Annotated in this window: 16 protein-coding genes and 1 riboswitch; of the genes, 6 read left to right on the top strand and 10 right to left on the bottom strand. The window is 75.9% G+C overall.

The annotated features are described in order from the left end of the window. Positions 1–3: 3 nt before the first annotated feature. Positions 4–603, bottom strand: coding sequence for a class I SAM-dependent methyltransferase (locus tag ACFQ8T_RS05630; RefSeq protein WP_430545564.1), 600 nt, complete (start codon positions 601–603; stop codon positions 4–6). A gap of 89 nt (positions 604–692) precedes the next feature. Beyond that, the gene (locus ACFQ8T_RS05625; RefSeq protein WP_430545563.1) at positions 693–1,112 is read right to left on the bottom strand and encodes a hypothetical protein; all 420 of its coding nucleotides are present in this window, start codon (positions 1,110–1,112) and stop codon (positions 693–695) included. Between the two features lie 110 nt (positions 1,113–1,222). On the opposite strand from ACFQ8T_RS05625, the gene ACFQ8T_RS05620 reads away from it, so the two are divergent. Continuing rightward, a complete protein-coding gene (locus ACFQ8T_RS05620; RefSeq protein ID WP_430545562.1) occupies positions 1,223–3,010 on the top strand; it encodes an ABC transporter ATP-binding protein in 1,788 nt (595 codons plus the stop codon). Positions 3,011–3,021: 11 nt separating this feature from the next. Here ACFQ8T_RS05620 and ACFQ8T_RS05615 read toward each other — a convergent pair whose 3' ends face one another. Then, positions 3,022–3,894, bottom strand: a complete 873-nt coding sequence (locus ACFQ8T_RS05615) for an LLM class F420-dependent oxidoreductase (protein WP_430545561.1) — start codon at positions 3,892–3,894, stop codon at positions 3,022–3,024. A gap of 41 nt (positions 3,895–3,935) precedes the next feature. On the opposite strand from ACFQ8T_RS05615, the gene ACFQ8T_RS05610 reads away from it, so the two are divergent. Continuing rightward, on the top strand, positions 3,936–4,928 hold the full coding sequence (locus ACFQ8T_RS05610) for a LacI family DNA-binding transcriptional regulator (protein WP_430545560.1): 993 nt from the start codon (positions 3,936–3,938) through the stop codon (positions 4,926–4,928). 3 nt (positions 4,929–4,931) lie between these two features. Here the strand turns inward: ACFQ8T_RS05610 and ACFQ8T_RS05605 are convergent, their stop codons facing one another. Together ACFQ8T_RS05605 and ACFQ8T_RS05600 are read right to left on the bottom strand one after the other, a co-directional pair. Next, the gene (locus ACFQ8T_RS05605) at positions 4,932–5,093 is read right to left on the bottom strand and encodes a hypothetical protein (RefSeq protein WP_430545559.1); all 162 of its coding nucleotides are present in this window, start codon (positions 5,091–5,093) and stop codon (positions 4,932–4,934) included. 25 nt (positions 5,094–5,118) lie between these two features. After that, positions 5,119–5,859 carry a class E sortase gene (locus ACFQ8T_RS05600; protein WP_430545558.1) on the bottom strand — a complete coding sequence of 247 codons (741 nt, stop codon included), beginning with the start codon at positions 5,857–5,859 and terminating at the stop codon, positions 5,119–5,121. Between the two features lie 63 nt (positions 5,860–5,922). Between ACFQ8T_RS05600 and ACFQ8T_RS05595 the strand changes: the two genes are divergently transcribed. Next, complete coding sequence (locus ACFQ8T_RS05595; RefSeq protein ID WP_430545557.1) at positions 5,923–6,627, top strand: class I SAM-dependent methyltransferase; 705 nt, start codon at positions 5,923–5,925, stop codon at positions 6,625–6,627. Here the strand turns inward: ACFQ8T_RS05595 and ACFQ8T_RS05590 are convergent. The 5 genes from ACFQ8T_RS05590 to ACFQ8T_RS05570 all read right to left on the bottom strand — a co-directional run bounded on the left by ACFQ8T_RS05590 (position 6,617) and on the right by ACFQ8T_RS05570 (position 10,747). After that, positions 6,617–6,895, bottom strand: coding sequence for an acylphosphatase (locus ACFQ8T_RS05590; protein ID WP_430545556.1), 279 nt, complete (start codon positions 6,893–6,895; stop codon positions 6,617–6,619). The genes ACFQ8T_RS05595 and ACFQ8T_RS05590 overlap by 11 nt on opposite strands. Positions 6,896–6,962: 67 nt before the next feature. Further along, entirely contained in the window at positions 6,963–8,414 is a 1,452-nt protein-coding gene (locus ACFQ8T_RS05585; RefSeq protein ID WP_430545555.1) for a hypothetical protein, read from the bottom strand. 145 nt (positions 8,415–8,559) lie between these two features. Continuing rightward, positions 8,560–9,207 (bottom strand): copper resistance protein CopC, encoded by a 648-nt coding sequence (locus tag ACFQ8T_RS05580; RefSeq protein ID WP_430545554.1) that lies wholly within the window; start codon positions 9,205–9,207, stop codon positions 8,560–8,562. Then, positions 9,204–10,001 (bottom strand): YcnI family protein, encoded by a 798-nt coding sequence (locus tag ACFQ8T_RS05575; protein ID WP_430545553.1) that lies wholly within the window; start codon positions 9,999–10,001, stop codon positions 9,204–9,206. The genes ACFQ8T_RS05580 and ACFQ8T_RS05575 overlap by 4 nt, the downstream gene beginning before the upstream one ends. Positions 10,002–10,090: 89 nt before the next feature. Further along, positions 10,091–10,747, bottom strand: coding sequence for a hypothetical protein (locus ACFQ8T_RS05570; RefSeq protein WP_430545552.1), 657 nt, complete (start codon positions 10,745–10,747; stop codon positions 10,091–10,093). Positions 10,748–10,880: 133 nt separating this feature from the next. Beyond that, positions 10,881–11,011, top strand: a riboswitch (TPP riboswitch). Here ACFQ8T_RS05570 and ACFQ8T_RS05565 point away from each other — a divergent pair. The 3 genes from ACFQ8T_RS05565 to ACFQ8T_RS05555 all read left to right on the top strand — a co-directional run bounded on the left by ACFQ8T_RS05565 (position 11,002) and on the right by ACFQ8T_RS05555 (position 16,802). Further along, the gene (locus tag ACFQ8T_RS05565) at positions 11,002–12,747 is read left to right on the top strand and encodes a bifunctional hydroxymethylpyrimidine kinase/phosphomethylpyrimidine kinase (RefSeq protein ID WP_430545551.1); all 1,746 of its coding nucleotides are present in this window, start codon (positions 11,002–11,004) and stop codon (positions 12,745–12,747) included. (Overlaps the previous riboswitch by 10 nt.) 414 nt (positions 12,748–13,161) lie before the next feature. Further along, entirely contained in the window at positions 13,162–14,940 is a 1,779-nt protein-coding gene (locus tag ACFQ8T_RS05560) for an ABC transporter ATP-binding protein (protein WP_430545615.1), read from the top strand. After that, the gene (locus ACFQ8T_RS05555; RefSeq protein ID WP_430545550.1) at positions 14,937–16,802 is read left to right on the top strand and encodes an ABC transporter ATP-binding protein; all 1,866 of its coding nucleotides are present in this window, start codon (positions 14,937–14,939) and stop codon (positions 16,800–16,802) included. The genes ACFQ8T_RS05560 and ACFQ8T_RS05555 overlap by 4 nt, the downstream gene beginning before the upstream one ends. Positions 16,803–16,944: the final 142 nt, after the last annotated feature.

Here is a 16,944-nt window from a genome sequence, read left to right as displayed (position 1 = left end):
GCCCTATGCGCCGGCCCCCAGGCCGAGGCGGTACCAGCGCGGCGCCGTGCGGTTCATCGGGAAGCCGAGACCCGCGGTGTCGGCGGCACGGACGTCGAGCAGGTCCCAGGCGTCGAACGTGCCGGTGATCTCCTCCTGGGAGACGCCCTCGGTCAGCCGCTGCCAGCGTGACGGGCCGAACTGGAGCATGAGCAGCGTCGCGCCGGTGCGCGCCAGGGACGTGACACCCCGCGCCTCGGCGGCACGCTGCGCGGGGTCGAGGCCCTGGAAGCAGCCCACGTCGAGGAAGAGGTCGAACGTCCCGAGCCCGACCGACGGCAGGTCGGTGACGTCGCCGACGACGTAGGTGCCGGCGGGGTCGCGGCGGCGCGCCTCGTCGATCGCCCGGGGTACGGCGTCGAGACCCACGGCCTCCCACCCGCGCCGCGCCAGCTCCGGGGTGTACTGGCCGCGCCCGCAGCCCAGGTCCAGCGCCCGACCCAGCGGCGGCGTGCGGCCCGTCTCCTCCCGGTCCAGCACCGCGGCGACGCTCGGCGCCGCCGCCTCGGCGTAGCCCTCCCAGGGCGTCAGGCCGAAGCGGTACATCCGGGCGTAGTTGGTCACGCCGTCAGTCCAGCACGACGCCGTCGCGCACGCGCCTCCGGGGGTGCCGGGGTCACCGGCCCGCGGGTCACCCGGTCAGCGGGCGGGGCTCAGCCGCACTCGTCGCAGATGCCGGTGGCGGGCAGCGCGGTGAAGCAGGTGGGGCAGATCGCGAGCTCGGGCTCCGGGGCGGCGGCCTTGCGGGTCGGGGCGCTCGCGGCCTTGCGGCGCGGGGCGGCGGTCTTGCGGGCCGGGGCCGGCGCGGCCGACGCGGGGGCGGTGGCGACGAAGCCGTGCTTGCGCAGGATGGCGGCGTCGTCGCACTTGGCGTCGACGAGGTCCTCGGCGCGCGCCGGGACGCCCGTGGCGTACTTGTGCGCGACGCCGAGCACGGCCTTGGAGTCGTACGTGCGCTCCTCGTGGACGAACGTGTGGCCGGGCGTCGGCGTGAACCCGTAGACGCCGACGAAGGCGTCGGCGCCGCGGTCGTCGTGCTCCTCGATCGCCCGGAGGATGTGCTGGCGCGTCACGCTCGAGAAGGTAGCCACGGCATCAGGTTAGTCGCGTCCTGGGCCCGCACGGACCGTCCGGGTCCGACTGTGGCGAGGACCGCATCCCGGGCGCCGTCTAGAATCGATTCGTGCGCCGGAAAGCCCTTGCCAGCACGTCCGACCAACCCCTTCTCGACGGCCGACGGCCGGTGCGCTCGCTGCTGCGCCTGCTGGCCACGCGGCCGCGCCGCATGTCGGTCGCGCTCCTCGCCTTCGCGGTGAAGGAGACGCCCCTGTGGTTCCTGCCGGTCATCACGGGGGCGGTGATCGACGTCGTCGCCCAGGGCGGGCCGGTGACGACCGTGCTGATCTGGTTCGCCGTCGCGGTCGTGCTCCTGGCGCAGAACTACCCCAACCACATCGTGTACACGCGGAACTTCATGACCGTCGTGCGCGACACGGGCGCCGCCCTGCGCAACGCGCTGGTCGAGCGGCTCCAGGAGCTGTCCATCGGCTACTACTCCCGGGCCAGCTCCGCCGTCGTGCAGAGCAAGGTCGTGCGCGACGTCGAGAACGTCGAGCTCATGCTGCAGCAGGTCACCCACCCCCTCCTGTCGGCGGCGATGGTGATGGTCGGTGCGATCACCATGACGGCGCTCAAGGTCCCCGAGTTCCTGCCCGTCTACGCGCTCGCCATCCCGACGGCGCTGGTCATCCGGCGCACGATGTCGCGGCGCTCGCAGGCGCGGAACGCGGAGTTCCGCCGCGAGATCGAGGGCTTCTCGGCCCAGGTGGGGGAGATGGCGTCCCTCATCCCCGTGACGCGCGCCCACGGCCTGGAGCGCACGGCCGTGTCCCGCGTCGCCGACGGCGCCGACGAGGTGCGCCGCGCGGCCCTGCGGCTGGACCTGCTCAACGGGCGCGTCGCGTCCGTCTCGTGGGTCGCGATGCAGCTGCTCGGCGTCTGCTGCCTCGTGCTCGCGGCCGTCGTCTCGCTCACCGGGCTCATCCCCGTCACGCCCGGCGAGGTGGTGCTGCTGTCGACGTACTTCGGCCTCCTCACCCAGGGGCTCACCCAGGTGCTCAACCTCGTGCCCGTGACCGCGCGCGGCGTGGAGTCGGTCCGCTCGATCGCGGAGGTGCTCGCGGAGCCCGACCTCGAGCGCAACGAGGGCCGTCGGCGCGTCGACGAGGTGCGCGGGCACCTGCGCCTGGAGCACGTGTCGCACCGGTACGCGGACGCGACGCAGGACGCGCTGCACGACGTCGACCTCGAGGTCCGGGAGGGGGAGACGGTCGCCTTCGTCGGGCCGTCCGGCTCCGGCAAGTCGACGCTGCTCAACCTCGTGCTCGGGTTCGTGCGGCCCACCGCCGGGCGACTCCTGCTCGACGGCGCCGACATGGCAGAGCTCGACCTGCGCAGCGTGCGGCGCTGGGTGTCGGTCGTGCCGCAGGAGTCGGTGCTGTTCGAGGGCACGATCCGGGAGAACGTCGCGTACGGGCTGGACGACGACGCCGCCACCGACGACCGGGTCCGCGCCGCCCTGCGCGACGCGAACGCCCTCGAGTTCGTCGACGCGCTCCCGGACGGCTGGGACACGATCGTCGGGCAGCGCGGCGCCCGGCTGTCGGGCGGCCAGCGCCAGCGCCTCGCCATCGCGCGGGCCCTGGTGCGCGACCCGCGCGTGCTGTTCCTCGACGAGGCCACCAGCGCGCTCGACCCGGAGGCGGAGGCGGTCGTCCGGGACGCCCTCGACCGCCTCATGCGCGACCGCACGACCCTGGTCGTCGCGCACCGCCTGTCGACGGTGCGCGCGGCGGACCGCATCGTCGTGCTCGAGCACGGCCGCGTCGTCGAGGTCGGCAGCCACGACGAGCTCCTGCGGCGCGGGGCCCGGTACGCCGCGCTGCACGCCGCGCAGGCGGGGGCGGCGTAGTGCGGGCCGGCTCAGGCGGCGCCGCGCAGCGCGGGCAGCGCGGCGACCACGCCGTCGAGCTCGCGCAGCGCGGCCTCTCCCGAGGACAGCACGACCACGAACTCCGTCACGCCCGCCGCGGCGTACCGCTCCACCAGCCCGGGGAGCTCGGCGAGCGGGTGCTCGCGCAGCCGCAGCTGCACGGTGCGCCGGATCTCGGCCGGGTCGCGGCCGACGTCGGCGCAGTGCCGCTCGAGCACCTCGCCGAGCGCGGCCACCTGCTCCGGCGTGCTGGACGTGTCGTTCCACGCGTCGGCGTACCGCGCCACGAGCCGCAGGGTGCGTCGTGGCCCGGAACCGCCCACCCAGATCGGCGGGTGCGGGCGCTGCACGGGCTTCGGCTCGGCGACCGCGTCCGCCAGCCGGTAGTGCGCGCCGTCGAACGTGGTCCGGGGCTCGGTCCAGAGCGAGGTGAGGATCTGCAGCGACTCCTCGAGCCGGTCCATGCGCTCGCGCACAGTGCCGAGGTCGAGCCCGTACATCGTGTGCTCGTGCTCGTTCCAGCCCGCGCCGATCCCGAGCTCCAGCCGGCCGCCCGAGAGGTGGTCGACGGTCGCGGCCAGCTTGGCCAGCATCACCGGGTGGCGGTAGGAGTTGCCCGACACCATGCAGCCGATCCGCACCCGCGAGGTGGCCACGGCCATCGCCGCCTGCATGGCCCACGCGTCGAAGATCGGACGGTCGTCGTCCGCGCCCAGGGAGGCGAGATGATCCATCACCCACACGTGGTCGAACCCGGCCTCGTCGGCGACCTGCCAGACCCGGCGGAAGGTGTCGACCGGGGCGTCCTGCGTCAGCTTGACCCCGAAGCGCAGCGGGGCGCGGGTCGTCGGTCGCATGTCCATCCGCCCATCCTGCACCGCCCCGTCCTGGTGGGTGAGCCCTGGTGGTGACCATCCACGACGTCGCGCGGCACGTCGGCGTGTCGGCGGCGACCGTCTCCAACTACCTCAACCGCCCGGAGAAGGTGGCGCCCGCGACGACGGCGCGCATCCGGTCCGCCGTGGAGCAGCTCGGCTTCGTGCCGAGCCTGTCGGCCCGGCAGCTGCGCTGGCAGCGCTCCGGGATCGTCGGCGTGTCGGTGATCAACGCGTCCAACCCGTTCTTCGCGGACGTCGTGACCGCCGTCGAGCGCGTCGTCGCGGGCGCGGACCTCACCCTCGTCACGGGCAGCACCCACGAGTCGCCCGACCAGCAGGAGCGCCTCGTCGCCCTGTTCGAGCAGCTGCGCTTCGACGGCATGGTGGTGGCCCCCCACGACGCGCAGATGGCCGCCCTGACGGCGCGCAAGGACCGCGGCAGCCCCGTCGTGGTGGTGGACCAGCAGGACCCGGACGGACGGCTGTCGACCGTCTCGTTGCGGCACCGGGAGGGCGGCCGCCTCGCCGCGCAGCACCTGGTGGACGGCGGCCGCCGCCGGCTGCTCGCGGCGACCGGCCGGGCACGGGTGCAGCAGGTCCGCCGGCGGCTCGCCGGGATGCAGGAGGTCGTGGACGGCACGTCGGGGGCGACGCTGGAGGTCGTGCACTCGGCCGACCTGGGCATGGCCGAGGGCGCCGAGGTGGGCCGCCGCATCGCCGCGGCGGCACCCGGCGAGCGGCCGGACGCCGTCCTGGCGGGCAACGACATGCACGCCCTCGGCCTCGTGCGCGCCCTGCTGGACGGCGGGGTGCGGGTGCCGGACGACGTCGCGCTCGTGGGCTACGACGACATCCCGTTCGCGACCACCGGCGCCGTCCCGCTGACCACGGTGCGCCAGCCGGCCGAGGCCATCGGGACCACCGCCGCGGAGATCCTCCTGCGGGAGATCGACGACCCGACCTCGGCGCCCGAGGAGGTGCTGTTCGACCCCGAGCTGGTGGTGCGCGCGAGCACCTGAGCGTCAGCCCACCGCGGGGTCGCCCTCCAGCAGCGTGAGGTACGGGGCGATCGCGGGGAACACCCACAGGAAGAGGGCCGCCACGACGGCGGCGACCAGCACCAGCGACTGCAGGACGCGCCAGAACAGGTTGCCCGGCAGGTGGTGGAAGATCCACGCGTACATGTCGTCTCCAGCTCCAGCGGACCGGTCAGCGCACCTGGTCGGGGGTGCCGTCGGCGCGGTCCATCCAGCCGACGAAGGTCGCGTACGTGATCCAGCGGTGGTCGTTGCCGTACTCGCCCAGGGTGAGCGAGTGGCACGTGGTGAGCGTCAGCAGCCGCTCGGTGGGCTTCTGGTCCGGGTGGTGGGGCACCGGCGCCACGACGTCCACCTGGTCGGGCGTGACGATCTCGTGGTCGGTGACCTCGTAGACGTACCAGGTCGTCGCCGTCTCGACGATGATCTGGTCGCCCTCCTCCAGCTTGTCGACGTGCCGGAACGAGTTGCCGTGCGTGCGCCGGTGCCCGGCGAGCGCGAAGTTGCCGACGTCGCCCACCTGCTGCGACGTCTCGTAGTGGCCCGCCATGGCCCGGTCGAGCACGTCCATGCCGGTGCCCTCCGCGATCGGCATCGCGTTGTTCGTCAGGCCGTACCAGGCGGGCACGATGAGCGTGCCGATCGTCTCGCCGTAGCCGACGGCGTCGGGCACGGGCGGGTCGTCCGTGCGCAGCTCGGCGGGCTCGGGGTTGGCGGGCGGCAGCGTCGCCTCGAACTCCTGCATGACCTGCTGGGCCTGGGCCGTGGCCTCGACGGACGTCCACCACAGCTGCCAGACGACGAACAGCCCGAGCACCACCCCGAGGGTGATGAGGATCTCGCCGACGCCGCCCACGATCGCGCTGCCGGCGCCGCGGCGTCGGGCGGGTCGGGCATGGGTGGGACTCGTCACGTGCGAAATGCTACGTGGTCCGCGGCCCTGTCGCGGTCCCGGCGGCCGTGGGAACCTGGGGCGGTGACCAGCGACGACGGCACGCAGCACGGGCGCACGGAGCGCGGGCGGGCGGCGCGGCTACGACGGCGGTGGGACCGCGAGTCCGCGGGCTACGACCGGGCGTTCACGGCCGCCGAGCGACGCATGTTCCCGGGCGTGCGGGCGAGGCTCTGCGGGCTGGCCGAGGGCCGCACCCTCGAGGTCGCGGTCGGCACGGGGCTCAACCTCGAGCACTATCCGCCCGCGCTGACTGCGCGTCCCGGCGCCTTCGTGGGCGTCGACCAGAGCGCCGGGATGCTCGACGTCGCGCGGAGCCGCGCCGCCCGCCTGGGCCTCGGGATCGACCCGGACGCCGACCTCCGCGTCGGCGACGCGCAGGCGCTCGACCTGCCCGACGCGTCGTTCGACACCGTCGTGTGCACGTTCTCGCTGTGCGGCATCGCCGACGAGCGGGCGGCCCTCGGCGAGATGACGCGCGTGCTGCGCCCGGGCGGCCTGCTGCTGCTGGCCGACCACGTCGCCTCGAGCGCCTGGCCGCTGCGGGCGCTGCAGGCGCTCGCGGACGCCGTGAGCGTCCCGCTGGCCGGGGAGCACTTCCGGCGCCGGCCGATGCGGTGGGTGCTCGAACGGGAGCTCGCGGTCGAGGAGCACGCGCGCACGCGGGCCGGCGTCGTCGAGCTCGTGGCGGCGCGCGTGCCGGCCGCCGCGAGGGACGTCAGCCGCTGACGTCGAAGGCGGTCTCGCCGACCGGCGGCACGTCCTCGACGTCGACCCCCGTGACGACGGCCCCGGGCGGGCCCTCGCGCAGGAACGCGAGGATCGCGTCCACCGCGTCGGGCGTGCCCTCGACCTCCGCCTCGACCGTCCCGTCGGGGAGGTTGCGCACGAGCCCGCCCACGCCCGCCCGGCGGGCCGCCTCGAGGGTCGACCAGCGGAACCCGACGCCCTGCACGCGGCCGTGCACCCGTACCCGCCGCCGCACCGTGGTGCTCATCCGCCCTCCCGTGCTCGTCGCCGCCGCAGGCGCCGTCGTCCCCCTCGTACCCGCTGCGCCGTCGGCGTCAGTCGAAGATGTCGCCGATGTCCCCGATGTCGTCGAGGATGCCGCCCAGCACCATCCCGCCCAGGACGGCGCCGAACACGTCGGAGCCGCCCCGGGCACCGGGGCGGCGGCCGCCCTGCCAGCCGTACCCGCCGCCGTACCCGTCCGGTCCGCCGTTGTAGCCGCCGTCCCAGCGCTGCCCCTGGCCCGACCGGGCGATGTCGCGGTGCGCCAGGGTCGCGGCCTCCGCGGCGAGCGCCGCGCCCCGGCGGGCGGCGGCGACCCCGCGCTCGGGGTCCTCCGCGGCGTGGGCCTGCGCCACCTCCCGCTCGGCCTCGGCCAGGCGGGTGCGGGCGTCGGGGCCCACGGGGGCGCGGTAGTCGTCGACGACGGACCGCGCCGCGGCGAGCTGGCGCTCGGCGTCGTCGAGCGCGGGCCCGAGCCGCGACGCCGCCCGGCGCGCGCGCTCGTCGCGCTCCGCCCGCTCGGCCACGGCGTCGTCGAGGGCGGTGTTGGCCTCCCGGACCCGGGTGAGGGAACCCACCGGGTCGCCCGGGGCGCCCGGGGCGGGCAGCGCAGAGAGAGCGTCCTCGAGCGCGGTGACCGCGCCGTCGATGCGTCCCGCCCGCTGGGCCGCCGGGAGCGCGCGCGCCTGGGCGAGCTCGGCCCGGGACTCCGCCACGATCGCGCCGAGCGCCGCCTCCGCGCGCAGTGCCTCGGCCTCGTAGTCGTCGACGGCGCGCAGCAGCCCCTCGGCGCGGCGCACGGCCTCCTCCGCCGCGCGGGCCGCGGCACCGGCCTCCGCGACCTGCTGGGTCGTGAGGCGCTTGCGGGCGGCCGCGGTGCTGCGACCTGCGAACTCGAGCAGGCGCTCCGCCTGCTCGGGGTTGTCCGCGACGGGCAGCAGGGCCCGCTCGGCGTACTGCTCGCGCAGCCGCTCGAGGTCGGCGCGTGCCGCGGGCACGGCCTCGCGCACGCGCGCCAGCTCGGCGTCGACCCGGTCGACGGCGTCGGGGGTCGAGCGGACCGTCTGCCGCAGGGCGGCGAGCCCGCGGTCGAGCTCGTCCAAGGACGCGTCGGCCGACCGGCACAGGTCCACGACCCGCGCCGACCACTCCCGGCGCTGCTGGTCGGTGTCCGGGACGTGGTCGTGCAGGAGCTGGTTGTGGTGGAACGCCTCGGAGAGGCGCTCGCGCGCCCGCCGCAGCGTGGGCGCGAGCTCGCGCGTCTCCCGGTCGCCGAGCTCGGCCTGGGCGAAGGCGAGCTCGTCCTCGGCGAGGCGGGCCCGCTCGTCGGCGCGCACCAGGGCCGAGCCCGCCTCCACGCCGAGCCGCTGCAGCTCCGCCTCGAGGTCCTGTGCCCGCCCGCGCGCCGCCCTGCGGCGTCGTGCCGCCCAGAAGGCCACCGCCGTGACCAGCACGACCACCACGACCAGGCCCGTCACGATCCCGACGATCTGCCCCGCATCCATGCTCGGCATCGTAGGCGGCTCCGGCGGGGTGCGGGGACGACCCGACGACGAGGCAGACGCCCGGGAGCATCGACGAGGGCGACCTGTCAGGGCCAGCGCGCGGTATGCCCGGCGCTGACCCTGACAGGTCGCGGGGTGCGGTGGGTCAGCCGCGACGTCGGGCGAGCCGCAGCGCCACCAGCACCGCCGCGCCGGCGAGCACGACGACGCCGCCCGCGATGCCGAGCACCACGACCAGCTCGGAGGTGTCGCCGCCGCCCGCGTCCGCGGCGGCCGACGCGCCCTCCGTGGTGCCGTCGGACGCCTCGTCCGTGCCCCCGGCCGGGGCGCACGGCGTCGCGCCCGCCGGCGGGGCCGCCTCGGTCCCGGCGGGCGGGTCGTAGGTGAACGAGAACTCCCCGCTGGTGGGGTGCCCGTCGGCCGACACGATCCGCCAGCCCACCGTGTACTCGCCGCCCTCGCCCAGCGCGACGGGGACGGACACGGTGCGGTCCTGCGTCGTCGGGCACCCGGCCGCGTGGTCCGTGCCGTCGGCGTCCGTCACGGTGACCACCGTGCTGGAGCCCTCGCCGGACAGGTCGAGCACCACGTCGTCGAACGTCACGTCGACCGACTCGGGCGGCTCGGTCACGGTCGTCCCCGAGGCGGGCGACGTCCCGACGACGACGTTGTGGGCGCTCGCGGGCCCCGCCGCACCGACGACACCGGCCGCGCCGAGGCCCAGGGCGAGCGCGAACGACCCGGCCGCGGCGAGGGCGCGTCGCGCGGCTGTGCGGCCGTCCGGCGCGCTCACCGCTGCTCCGTGCCGGCGGCGCCGGCGGCGCCGGCGGCGCCGGTGGCCCGTGCGCGCGTCCGGGCGAGGGCGATCACGCCGGTGACGGCGCCGACCAGCCCGAGCCCGAGGCCCGCGGCGCCGAGCGCGAGCGGGAGGGTGCCGGAGCCGTCGTCCTCGGCCGCCGCATCCGTGTGCGCGTCCGTGCCGGCGTCGCCGGCGCCGGCCGCCGACGCCGCGCCGTGGCCGCCGTCCTCGGCGGCCGGGACGACCTGCAGGACGGGGGCCGGGAGCTCGGGCTCCGCGTCGCCGGACGCCTCCTGGTCCCAGGCGACGACCTCGCCGTCGGAGTAGGTCTGGGTGGCGGGGAGGACGATCTCCTCCACGCCGTCCGGGACGGCGCCGGCCGACACGGTGAACCGGAGGAACTCGCCCGGCGCGATGCCGGCGTCGGCGTCGTCGGCGGTCCACTCGATGCTCGCCGGCGCCTCGGTGACGGTGGTGCCGTGCACCTCGACGGGCTCGGGCAGGGGCGCCTGGGTGACCTTCGCGGTCCAGCCCGGCACGGGCTCGACGGACACGCTGGTGAAGGGGGTGTCGGTGGGCAGGTCGACCTGCACCGCGGTGGTCGAGGCCTCGGCGGACTCGTTCGGGACCTTGAAGGTGAGGGTGGCGTACGACCCGGCCTCGGCCGCGTCGGGGGTCACGGTCACGTGCGCCGACGCGGCGGTCGCGCCGAGCACGAGGGCGGGGAGGGCGAGCGCGGCCGCGCCGGCGAGGCGACGCGGGCGGAGGGCAGGGGTGGTCCTGGACATGGGTTCTTCTGCTCCTGGCTGTCAGGTGTGTCAGTCGGTCGTGGGACGGCGAGGGACCCGCCCCCGTCCGACGACGGACCAGGGCAGGGTCAGGCGGCGCGCGCGAGGGCGCCCGGGAGCAGCAGCGGGGGCCCGCGTGGGGGCGTGCGCCGGCGGACGCGGGCCGGGTGGGGGCGCCAGGTGCGCCCGACGACGACGGCGTGCTCGCGGACCACCGGAAGCGCCCGCGGCTCCTGCACGAGGAGCGCGACGTGCCGCAGGTGCCCCACCACGGTGAGGGCCGCCCGGTCGCCCGCCGCGAGCAGCAGGGCGGTGAGCAGCACCGCGGCGGCGTGCGCGGCGAGCATCCAGGTCGTCGTCCCGGCGTCGCCCGCGTGGTGCAGCAGCCCGCCGCCCGTCGCGGGCGCGAGGGAGCCCGGGCCCATGGCGTGGAGCGCGTGGCCGTCCGGGGTGGCGCCCGGGGTCGCGAGCGGAGCCGAGGGAGCACCCGTGCCCGCCGCGCCGAGCACGGACAACGTCGTGTGCTGCACGAACTGCAGCGCGACCATCGCCGGCAGGAGGCGAGGGAGGGTCAGACGGCGGCGCGCGGTCCACACCGCGAGCGGCGCCGTGAGCGCCGCGACGACGAGCCAGGCGAGGGGTGCCGCGGGGAGCGCGCCGCCGGCCAGGAGATGGGCGGCGGCCGCGATGCTGAGCGTCGTGCCGGCGACGAGGAGCTCGCGCACACGACGGACGACCACGGGCACCCCCGCACCCTACCGCGGCGTCGGCCGGGACCTGCAGCCCCGCCCCGGGCGGCCGTTCGGGCGACGGCGGAGCCGGCCACGACACACCGCGCGGGACGCCGGACCCGCCGGGGCCGTCCTGGGCTACGGTGGGCGCCACGACACGGGGTGCGTCCCGACCGGTCATCGCCGCGACTTCGTCACGGCCGGCCGGCGGGCGCTGAGAACACACCCGTCGAACCTGATCTAGCTCGTACTAGCGAAGGGATGTCGACATGAGTGCGCGCGCACCTGAAGACAGCTCCGCCGGCCGCGCCGGCACCACCACCCCTGCTCACGCCGCCCCCGCTCCCGTCTCGTCGCCGACGACGGCGCCGCGGACGGGCAGCAGGCCCCGGGTCCTGGCGGTCGCCGGGTCCGACCCGTCCGGCGGCGCCGGCATCCAGGCGGACCTCAAGTCGATCGCGGCCGCGGGCGGCTACGGGATGGCCGCCGTCACGGCCCTGACCGTGCAGAACACCCGCGGCGTGCGTGACGTGCACGTGCCGCCCGCCGCATTCCTGGCCGCGCAGCTCGACGCCGTCGCCGACGACGTGGCCGTCGACGCCGTGAAGATCGGGATGCTCGCCTCGGCCCCGGTGGCCCGGGCGGTGGCCGCGTGGCTCGACGGGCTGGCGCGTGCCGCATCCCACCCGTCCGGGCCGTCCGGCGCGACCGCGCGCCCCGCCGTCGTCCTGGACCCGGTCATGGTGGCGACCAGCGGGGACCGGCTGCTCGACCCGGCGGCCGAGGACGCCGTGCGGGACCTGCTCGGCCGGGTGGACGTCGTGACGCCGAACCTGCCCGAGCTCGCGGTCCTCGCGCAGGAGCCCCCCGCCGCGGACTGGCCCGCCGCCCTCGAGCAGGCGCGACGGCTGGCCGCCCGGCACGGGGTCCTGGTGGTGGCGAAGGGCGGCCACCTCCTCGCGCGGTCAGAGGCGAGGGACGTGGGCGCCCCGGACGCCCTCGTCGGTCCGCGGGGCGTGCTCGTGGAGCTCGCCGGCCCTCGACTGACCAGCACCTCCACCCACGGCACCGGCTGCTCGCTGTCCAGCGGGCTGGCCGCCCGGTACGCGCGCACGGGCGACTGGGCGGAGGCGCTGCGCGGCACGAAGGCCTGGCTGACCGCGGCGATCCGGGCGGGGGAGGCCCTGCGCGTCGGCGGCGGGAACGGTCCCGTCGACCACCTGGTGGGGCTGCGCGCGGGCGGCGCGGAACCCCAGGCGGCGTCCTGTGCGGCCCGTGCGTCCGGGGCGGGCGCGGAGGACGTCGTCGCCCGGTGGTGGGACGACGCCGCGGACGTGCGCGCCGCGATCGACGACCTGGCGTTCGTCCGGTCGCTGGGCGACGGGACCCTCGACGCCGACCACTTCCGCGCCTACCTGGAGCAGGACGCGCTCTACCTGCGCGACTACGCGCGCTGCCTCGCCCGGGCGAGCGAGCTCGCGCCCACGCGGGCCGAGCAGGCGTTCTGGGCCGGTGGCGCGCACGGCGCCCTGGTGACGGAGCTCGACCTCCACACGCGCTGGCTGGGCGGGGAGCCGCAGGACGTGCCCGCCAGCGCCACGACGGCCGCCTACCTCGACCACCTGCGCGCGGCCGGCGACGACTACGTGACCCTCGTGGCCGCCGTCCTGCCCTGCTACTGGATCTATCAGGACGTGGGGGAGCGGCTGGCCGCGCGCAACCACGCGGGCCACCCGTACGCGGCGTGGCTGGGCACCTACGCCGACGACGCGTTCGCGGACGCGACGCGGGAGGCCGTCGCGATCCTGCGCCGCGCCGCCGCGGCGTCCGACGCGTCCACCCGGGACCGGATGGCGGCGGCGTTCCGCGCGGCGTGCGAGCACGAGCTGGCGTTCTTCGACCAGACGGGCCTCCCCGGCACGACGGGCACCTCAGGCACAGCAGGCACAGCGGGCAGGGGAGGCACGACCGAGGGCGTCGACGGGCGCCCCGCCGATCGCGTCGCGGTGGGCTGACCGCGGCCGGCCGGATCCCCGTCGTGGGGCCCGTCGCGGGACCCGCCGTCCTGCCCGACGGCGGGATCCCGCGGCGGTAAGCGGTGTCCCGGTTCGGGGACCCACCGCGTGATCGGGGCAAGCGTGTCGGAGGCGAGTGAGAGAATGAGTGTGATGCCCGACACGAAGCGCACTTCGCGCAGCCGCAGCCGAGGCGCACGCCGCGCCGATCCCTCCGACAGTCCCAGGAGGAGCCCCGCCTCCTCCGCTCCCCGACGTCCCGCTGCGCCCGGCACCCCGCCGGGTCGCGCCGAGGGGCCGCCCGGCCCGCCGGGCGCCGGCCCTGCGGCGGCCGTCGCCCCTGCGGGCTCCGAGCTCTCCACGTTCGCGTCCGTGCGCCGGCTCTACCCGTACGTCCGGCCCGCGTTGCCGCGCATGGTCGGGGGCCTCTTCTCGGCGCTCGGCGCGAGCCTCGCCGCGCTGGCGATCCCGCGCGTGCTGCAGGCCCTCGTCGAGGGCCCGCTCGCGGAGGGCGCCGCCGCCCACGACCTCGGCGCCCTCGTGGTGCCGGTCCTCCTGGTGCTCGTGCTGGGGGTCGCGGAGGCCGGGTTCGTCCTGCTGCGCCGCAACCTCGTGATGTACCCCGGCACGCGGGTCGAGGCCGAGCTGCGGATGGCGCTGTTCCGCCACCTGCAGGACCTGCCCGTCGCGTTCCACGACCGGTGGCCCGGGGGGCAGCTGCTGAGCCGGATCATGGGCGACCTCGGCCTGCTGCGCCGCTGGCTGGTCTTCGGCGTCCTGCAGCTCGTCGTCAGCATCGTGACGATCGTGGTCGGCGTGGGCATCCTGCTGGCCACCGCCGGCTGGCTCGGCCTCGTGTACCTCGCGGGCGCGATCCCGGTGACGGTCATCGCGTTCCGCTTCTCGCGGCGGTACCGCGTCATCGCGCGCCTGTCGCAGGACCAGTCGGGCGACCTCGCCACGACGGTCGAGGAGTCCGTGCACGGCATCCGCGTGCTCAAGGCGTTCGGCCGCGGGCGCGACGCCCTCGACTCGTTCACCGACCAGGCGGAGGAGCTGCGTCGCACGGAGATCCGCAAGGCGGGCAACCAGGCCACCGTCACCACGTCGCTGCAGCTCATCCCCGAGGTCACGCTGGCCGTCTGCCTCGTGCTCGGCACGGTGCTCGCCGCCCAGGGGCAGATCACCGTCGGCAGCCTCGTCGCCTTCTTCCTGACGACGGCCGTGATCAACGGCCCCGTGGTCGACCTCGGCATGACCCTGTCGATGACGCTCAACGCGCGCACCGCCGTCGACCGCTTCTTCGAGGTGATGGAGACCCCGAACCCGCTGGCCGACCCGGCCGACCCCGTCGAGCCCGGCCCGGCGCGAGGCCACGTCGAGCTCCGCGACGTCACGTTCCGCTACGAGGACGCGGAGCGGCCGGTCCTCGCGCACGTCGACCTCGAGCTGCCCGTCGGCACGACGACGGCGCTCGTCGGCCTCACCGGCTCGGGCAAGTCCACCCTCGCGATGGTCGTGCCGCGCATCTTCGACGTCACCGGCGGCGAGGTGCTGCTCGACGGCGTGGACGTGCGGCGCCTGCGCCGGCACGACGTGCGCCGCGCCGTCGCGGTCGCGTTCGAGGACCCCACGCTGTTCTCCGCGTCGGTGCGGGACAACGTGCTGCTCGGCGTCCCGGAGGCGGGCCCCGACGCCGTGCCGGAGGAGGAGCGCGAGCGGCGCCTGCACGAGGCGCTCGAGGTGGCGCAGGCGGGCTTCGTCGCCGACCTGCCGCAGGGCGTCGAGACCCGCATCGGGGAGGAGGGGCTGTCCCTGTCCGGCGGGCAGCGGCAGCGGCTCGCGCTCGCCCGGGCCATCGCGGCACACCCCGCCGTGCTCGTGCTCGACGACCCGCTGTCCGCGCTCGACGTCGCCACCGAGGAGGCCGTCACCACGCGCCTGCGCGACGTCCTCGACGGCACGACCAGTCTCGTCATCGCGCACCGGCCGTCCACCGTCGCGCTCGCGGACCGGGTCGCCGTGCTGCAGGACGGCCGGATCACGGCCGTGGGCACCCATCGCGACCTGCTCGCCACCGACGCCCACTACCGGCACGTCATCTCCAGCCTGGAGCAGGACTGGGAGGAGTGCGCCGAGCACGCCGACCGGGAGCAACCCGAGCAGGCCCAGACCGAGGAGGTCCAGCGGTGAGCCGCCCCAGCACGCCGGAATCGTCCCAGCCCACGACGTCCGGGCCGGACGAGCGACGTCGCCCCACCGACGCGACCGCGGACGACACCACCCGGCTCGACGCCGAGACCTCCCGCGACGTCAGGTCGCGGTCGCTGCGCCTGCTGGGTGAGCTGCTGCGGCCGCGCCGCGGCGCCCTCGCCCTCGCGGGCCTCCTGGTCGTGGTGTCGACGCTCGGCCAGGTCGCGGGCCCGTGGCTCGTGTCCCTCGCCATCGACTCCGCGGTCCCCGACCTCATGGACGGCGACGTCGGCACCCTCGTGCTGGTCGGCTCCGTCTACCTGGTCGCCGCGGTCGTCGGCGGCCTGTGCGCCGGGGCCTACGTCCGCCAGGCCGCGCGCATCGCCCAGGGGGTGCTGCTGGACCTGCGCCGTCGGGTCTTCCGGCACACGCAGCTGCTGAGCCTGGAGTTCCACGAGTCGTACACGTCCGGCCGCATCATCAGCCGCCAGACGTCCGACCTCGAGGCGCTGCGCGAGCTGCTCGACGGCGGGCTCACCGGCGTCGTCTCCTCGCTCATGCTCATGGTCTTCACCGGGCTGAGCCTGTTCCTGCTCGACTGGCGCTCGGGACTCGTGCTCGCGGTGGCCCTCGTGCCGGCCTGGCTGCTCACCCGGTGGTTCCAGAAGCGCTCGCAGGTGTTCTACCGCGAGCAGCGCACCACGTCGGCGCGGCTCATCGTGAAGTTCGTCGAGACGATGACCGGGATGCGCGCCGTGCAGGCGTTCCGCCGGGAGTCGACCACCGAGGCGGAGTACGGCCGGCTCAGCGAGCAGTACCGCGACGCCAACCTCAACACCATGGGGCTCAACGGCCGCTACCAGCCGGGCCTCGTGCTCATCGGCAACGTCGCGGTCGCGGTCGCGCTCGCGATCGGCGGCTGGCGGGTCTACTCCGGTGGGCTGGACGTCGGCGTGCTGGTGGCGGCCCTGCTGTACGTGAAGCGGTTCTTCCAGCCGATCCAGCAGCTCGGGAACTTCTACAACTCCTTCCAGTCCGCCACGGCGGCGCTGGAGAAGGTCTCGGGCCTGCTGGCCGAGGAGCCGACGGTCGTCGAGCCGCGCCGCCCCGTGGCGCTGCCGCACGCGCGCGGCGCCCTCCGGCTGGATCACGTCACGTTCCGCTACGGCGACGGCCCGGTCGTGCTGCCCGACCTCGACCTCACGCTCCCGGCGGGGCAGACGGTCGCGCTGGTCGGCACGACCGGCGCGGGCAAGTCCACGCTCGCCAAGCTCGTGACCCGGTTCTACGACGCGAGCGAGGGCCGCGTGCTGCTCGACGGCGTCGACGTGCGGGACCTGTCGACGACGGACCTGCGGCGCGCCGTGGTCATGGTGACCCAGGAGGCCTACCTGTTCAGCGGGTCCGTGCGCGAGAACATCGCGCTCGGACGGCCCGGCGCACCGCAGGCGGACATCGAGGCCGCCGCACGGGCGGTCGGGGCGCACGAGTTCATCATGGACATGCCCGACGGGTACGACACCGACGTCAACAAGCGCGGCGGCCGCGTCTCGGCGGGGCAGCGGCAGCTGCTCTCCTTCGCGCGGGCGTTCCTCGCCGACCCGGCGGTGCTGGTGCTCGACGAGGCGACGTCGTCCCTCGACATCCCGGGCGAGCGGCTCGTGCAGCACGGCCTGCAGACCCTGCTGGCCGACCGGACGGCGATCATCATCGCCCACCGGCTCTCGACCGTCGCGATCGCCGACCGGGTGCTCGTCATGGAGCACGGCCGCGTCATCGAGGACGGCACGCCCGACGAGCTGGCGGCGGGGGACGGGCACTACGCCGCGCTCAACGCCGCGTGGCAGGACTCGCTCGTGTAGCCCCGCGTCCATGGCTGGGGGTCGAGCCGGCCGAGAGGTTCTTCGCGGGGACGCGTTCACGGGCGCCAGGGCGCCCTCCACTTCGGGAGGGATACGTCCCCGCGAAGAACCTCTCGTCCGGCGCGACCCTTGTCGGCTCACG

Source organism: Isoptericola sp. NPDC056618, from assembly GCF_042792715.1.
GTDB classification, from domain to species: domain Bacteria; phylum Actinomycetota; class Actinomycetes; order Actinomycetales; family Cellulomonadaceae; genus Isoptericola; species Isoptericola nanjingensis.
This window is presented reverse-complemented; position numbering and strand designations above follow the sequence as displayed.

What these genes read in the sequence shown, in the direction of transcription:
- ACFQ8T_RS05605 (WP_430545559.1), bottom strand. Translation starts at nt 5,093, where the DNA reads ATGTACGCGTGGATCTTCCACCACCTGCCGGGCAACCTGTTCTGGCGC.
- ACFQ8T_RS05560 (WP_430545615.1), top strand. Translation starts at nt 13,162, where the DNA reads ATGGTCGGGGGCCTCTTCTCGGCGCTCGGCGCGAGCCTCGCCGCGCTG.
- ACFQ8T_RS05585 (WP_430545555.1), bottom strand. Translation starts at nt 8,414, where the DNA reads ATGGATGCGGGGCAGATCGTCGGGATCGTGACGGGCCTGGTCGTGGTG.
- ACFQ8T_RS05565 (WP_430545551.1), top strand. Translation starts at nt 11,002, where the DNA reads ATGAGTGCGCGCGCACCTGAAGACAGCTCCGCCGGCCGCGCCGGCACC.
- ACFQ8T_RS05590 (WP_430545556.1), bottom strand. Translation starts at nt 6,895, where the DNA reads ATGAGCACCACGGTGCGGCGGCGGGTACGGGTGCACGGCCGCGTGCAG.
- ACFQ8T_RS05615 (WP_430545561.1), bottom strand. Translation starts at nt 3,894, where the DNA reads ATGGACATGCGACCGACGACCCGCGCCCCGCTGCGCTTCGGGGTCAAG.
- ACFQ8T_RS05575 (WP_430545553.1), bottom strand. Translation starts at nt 10,001, where the DNA reads ATGTCCAGGACCACCCCTGCCCTCCGCCCGCGTCGCCTCGCCGGCGCG.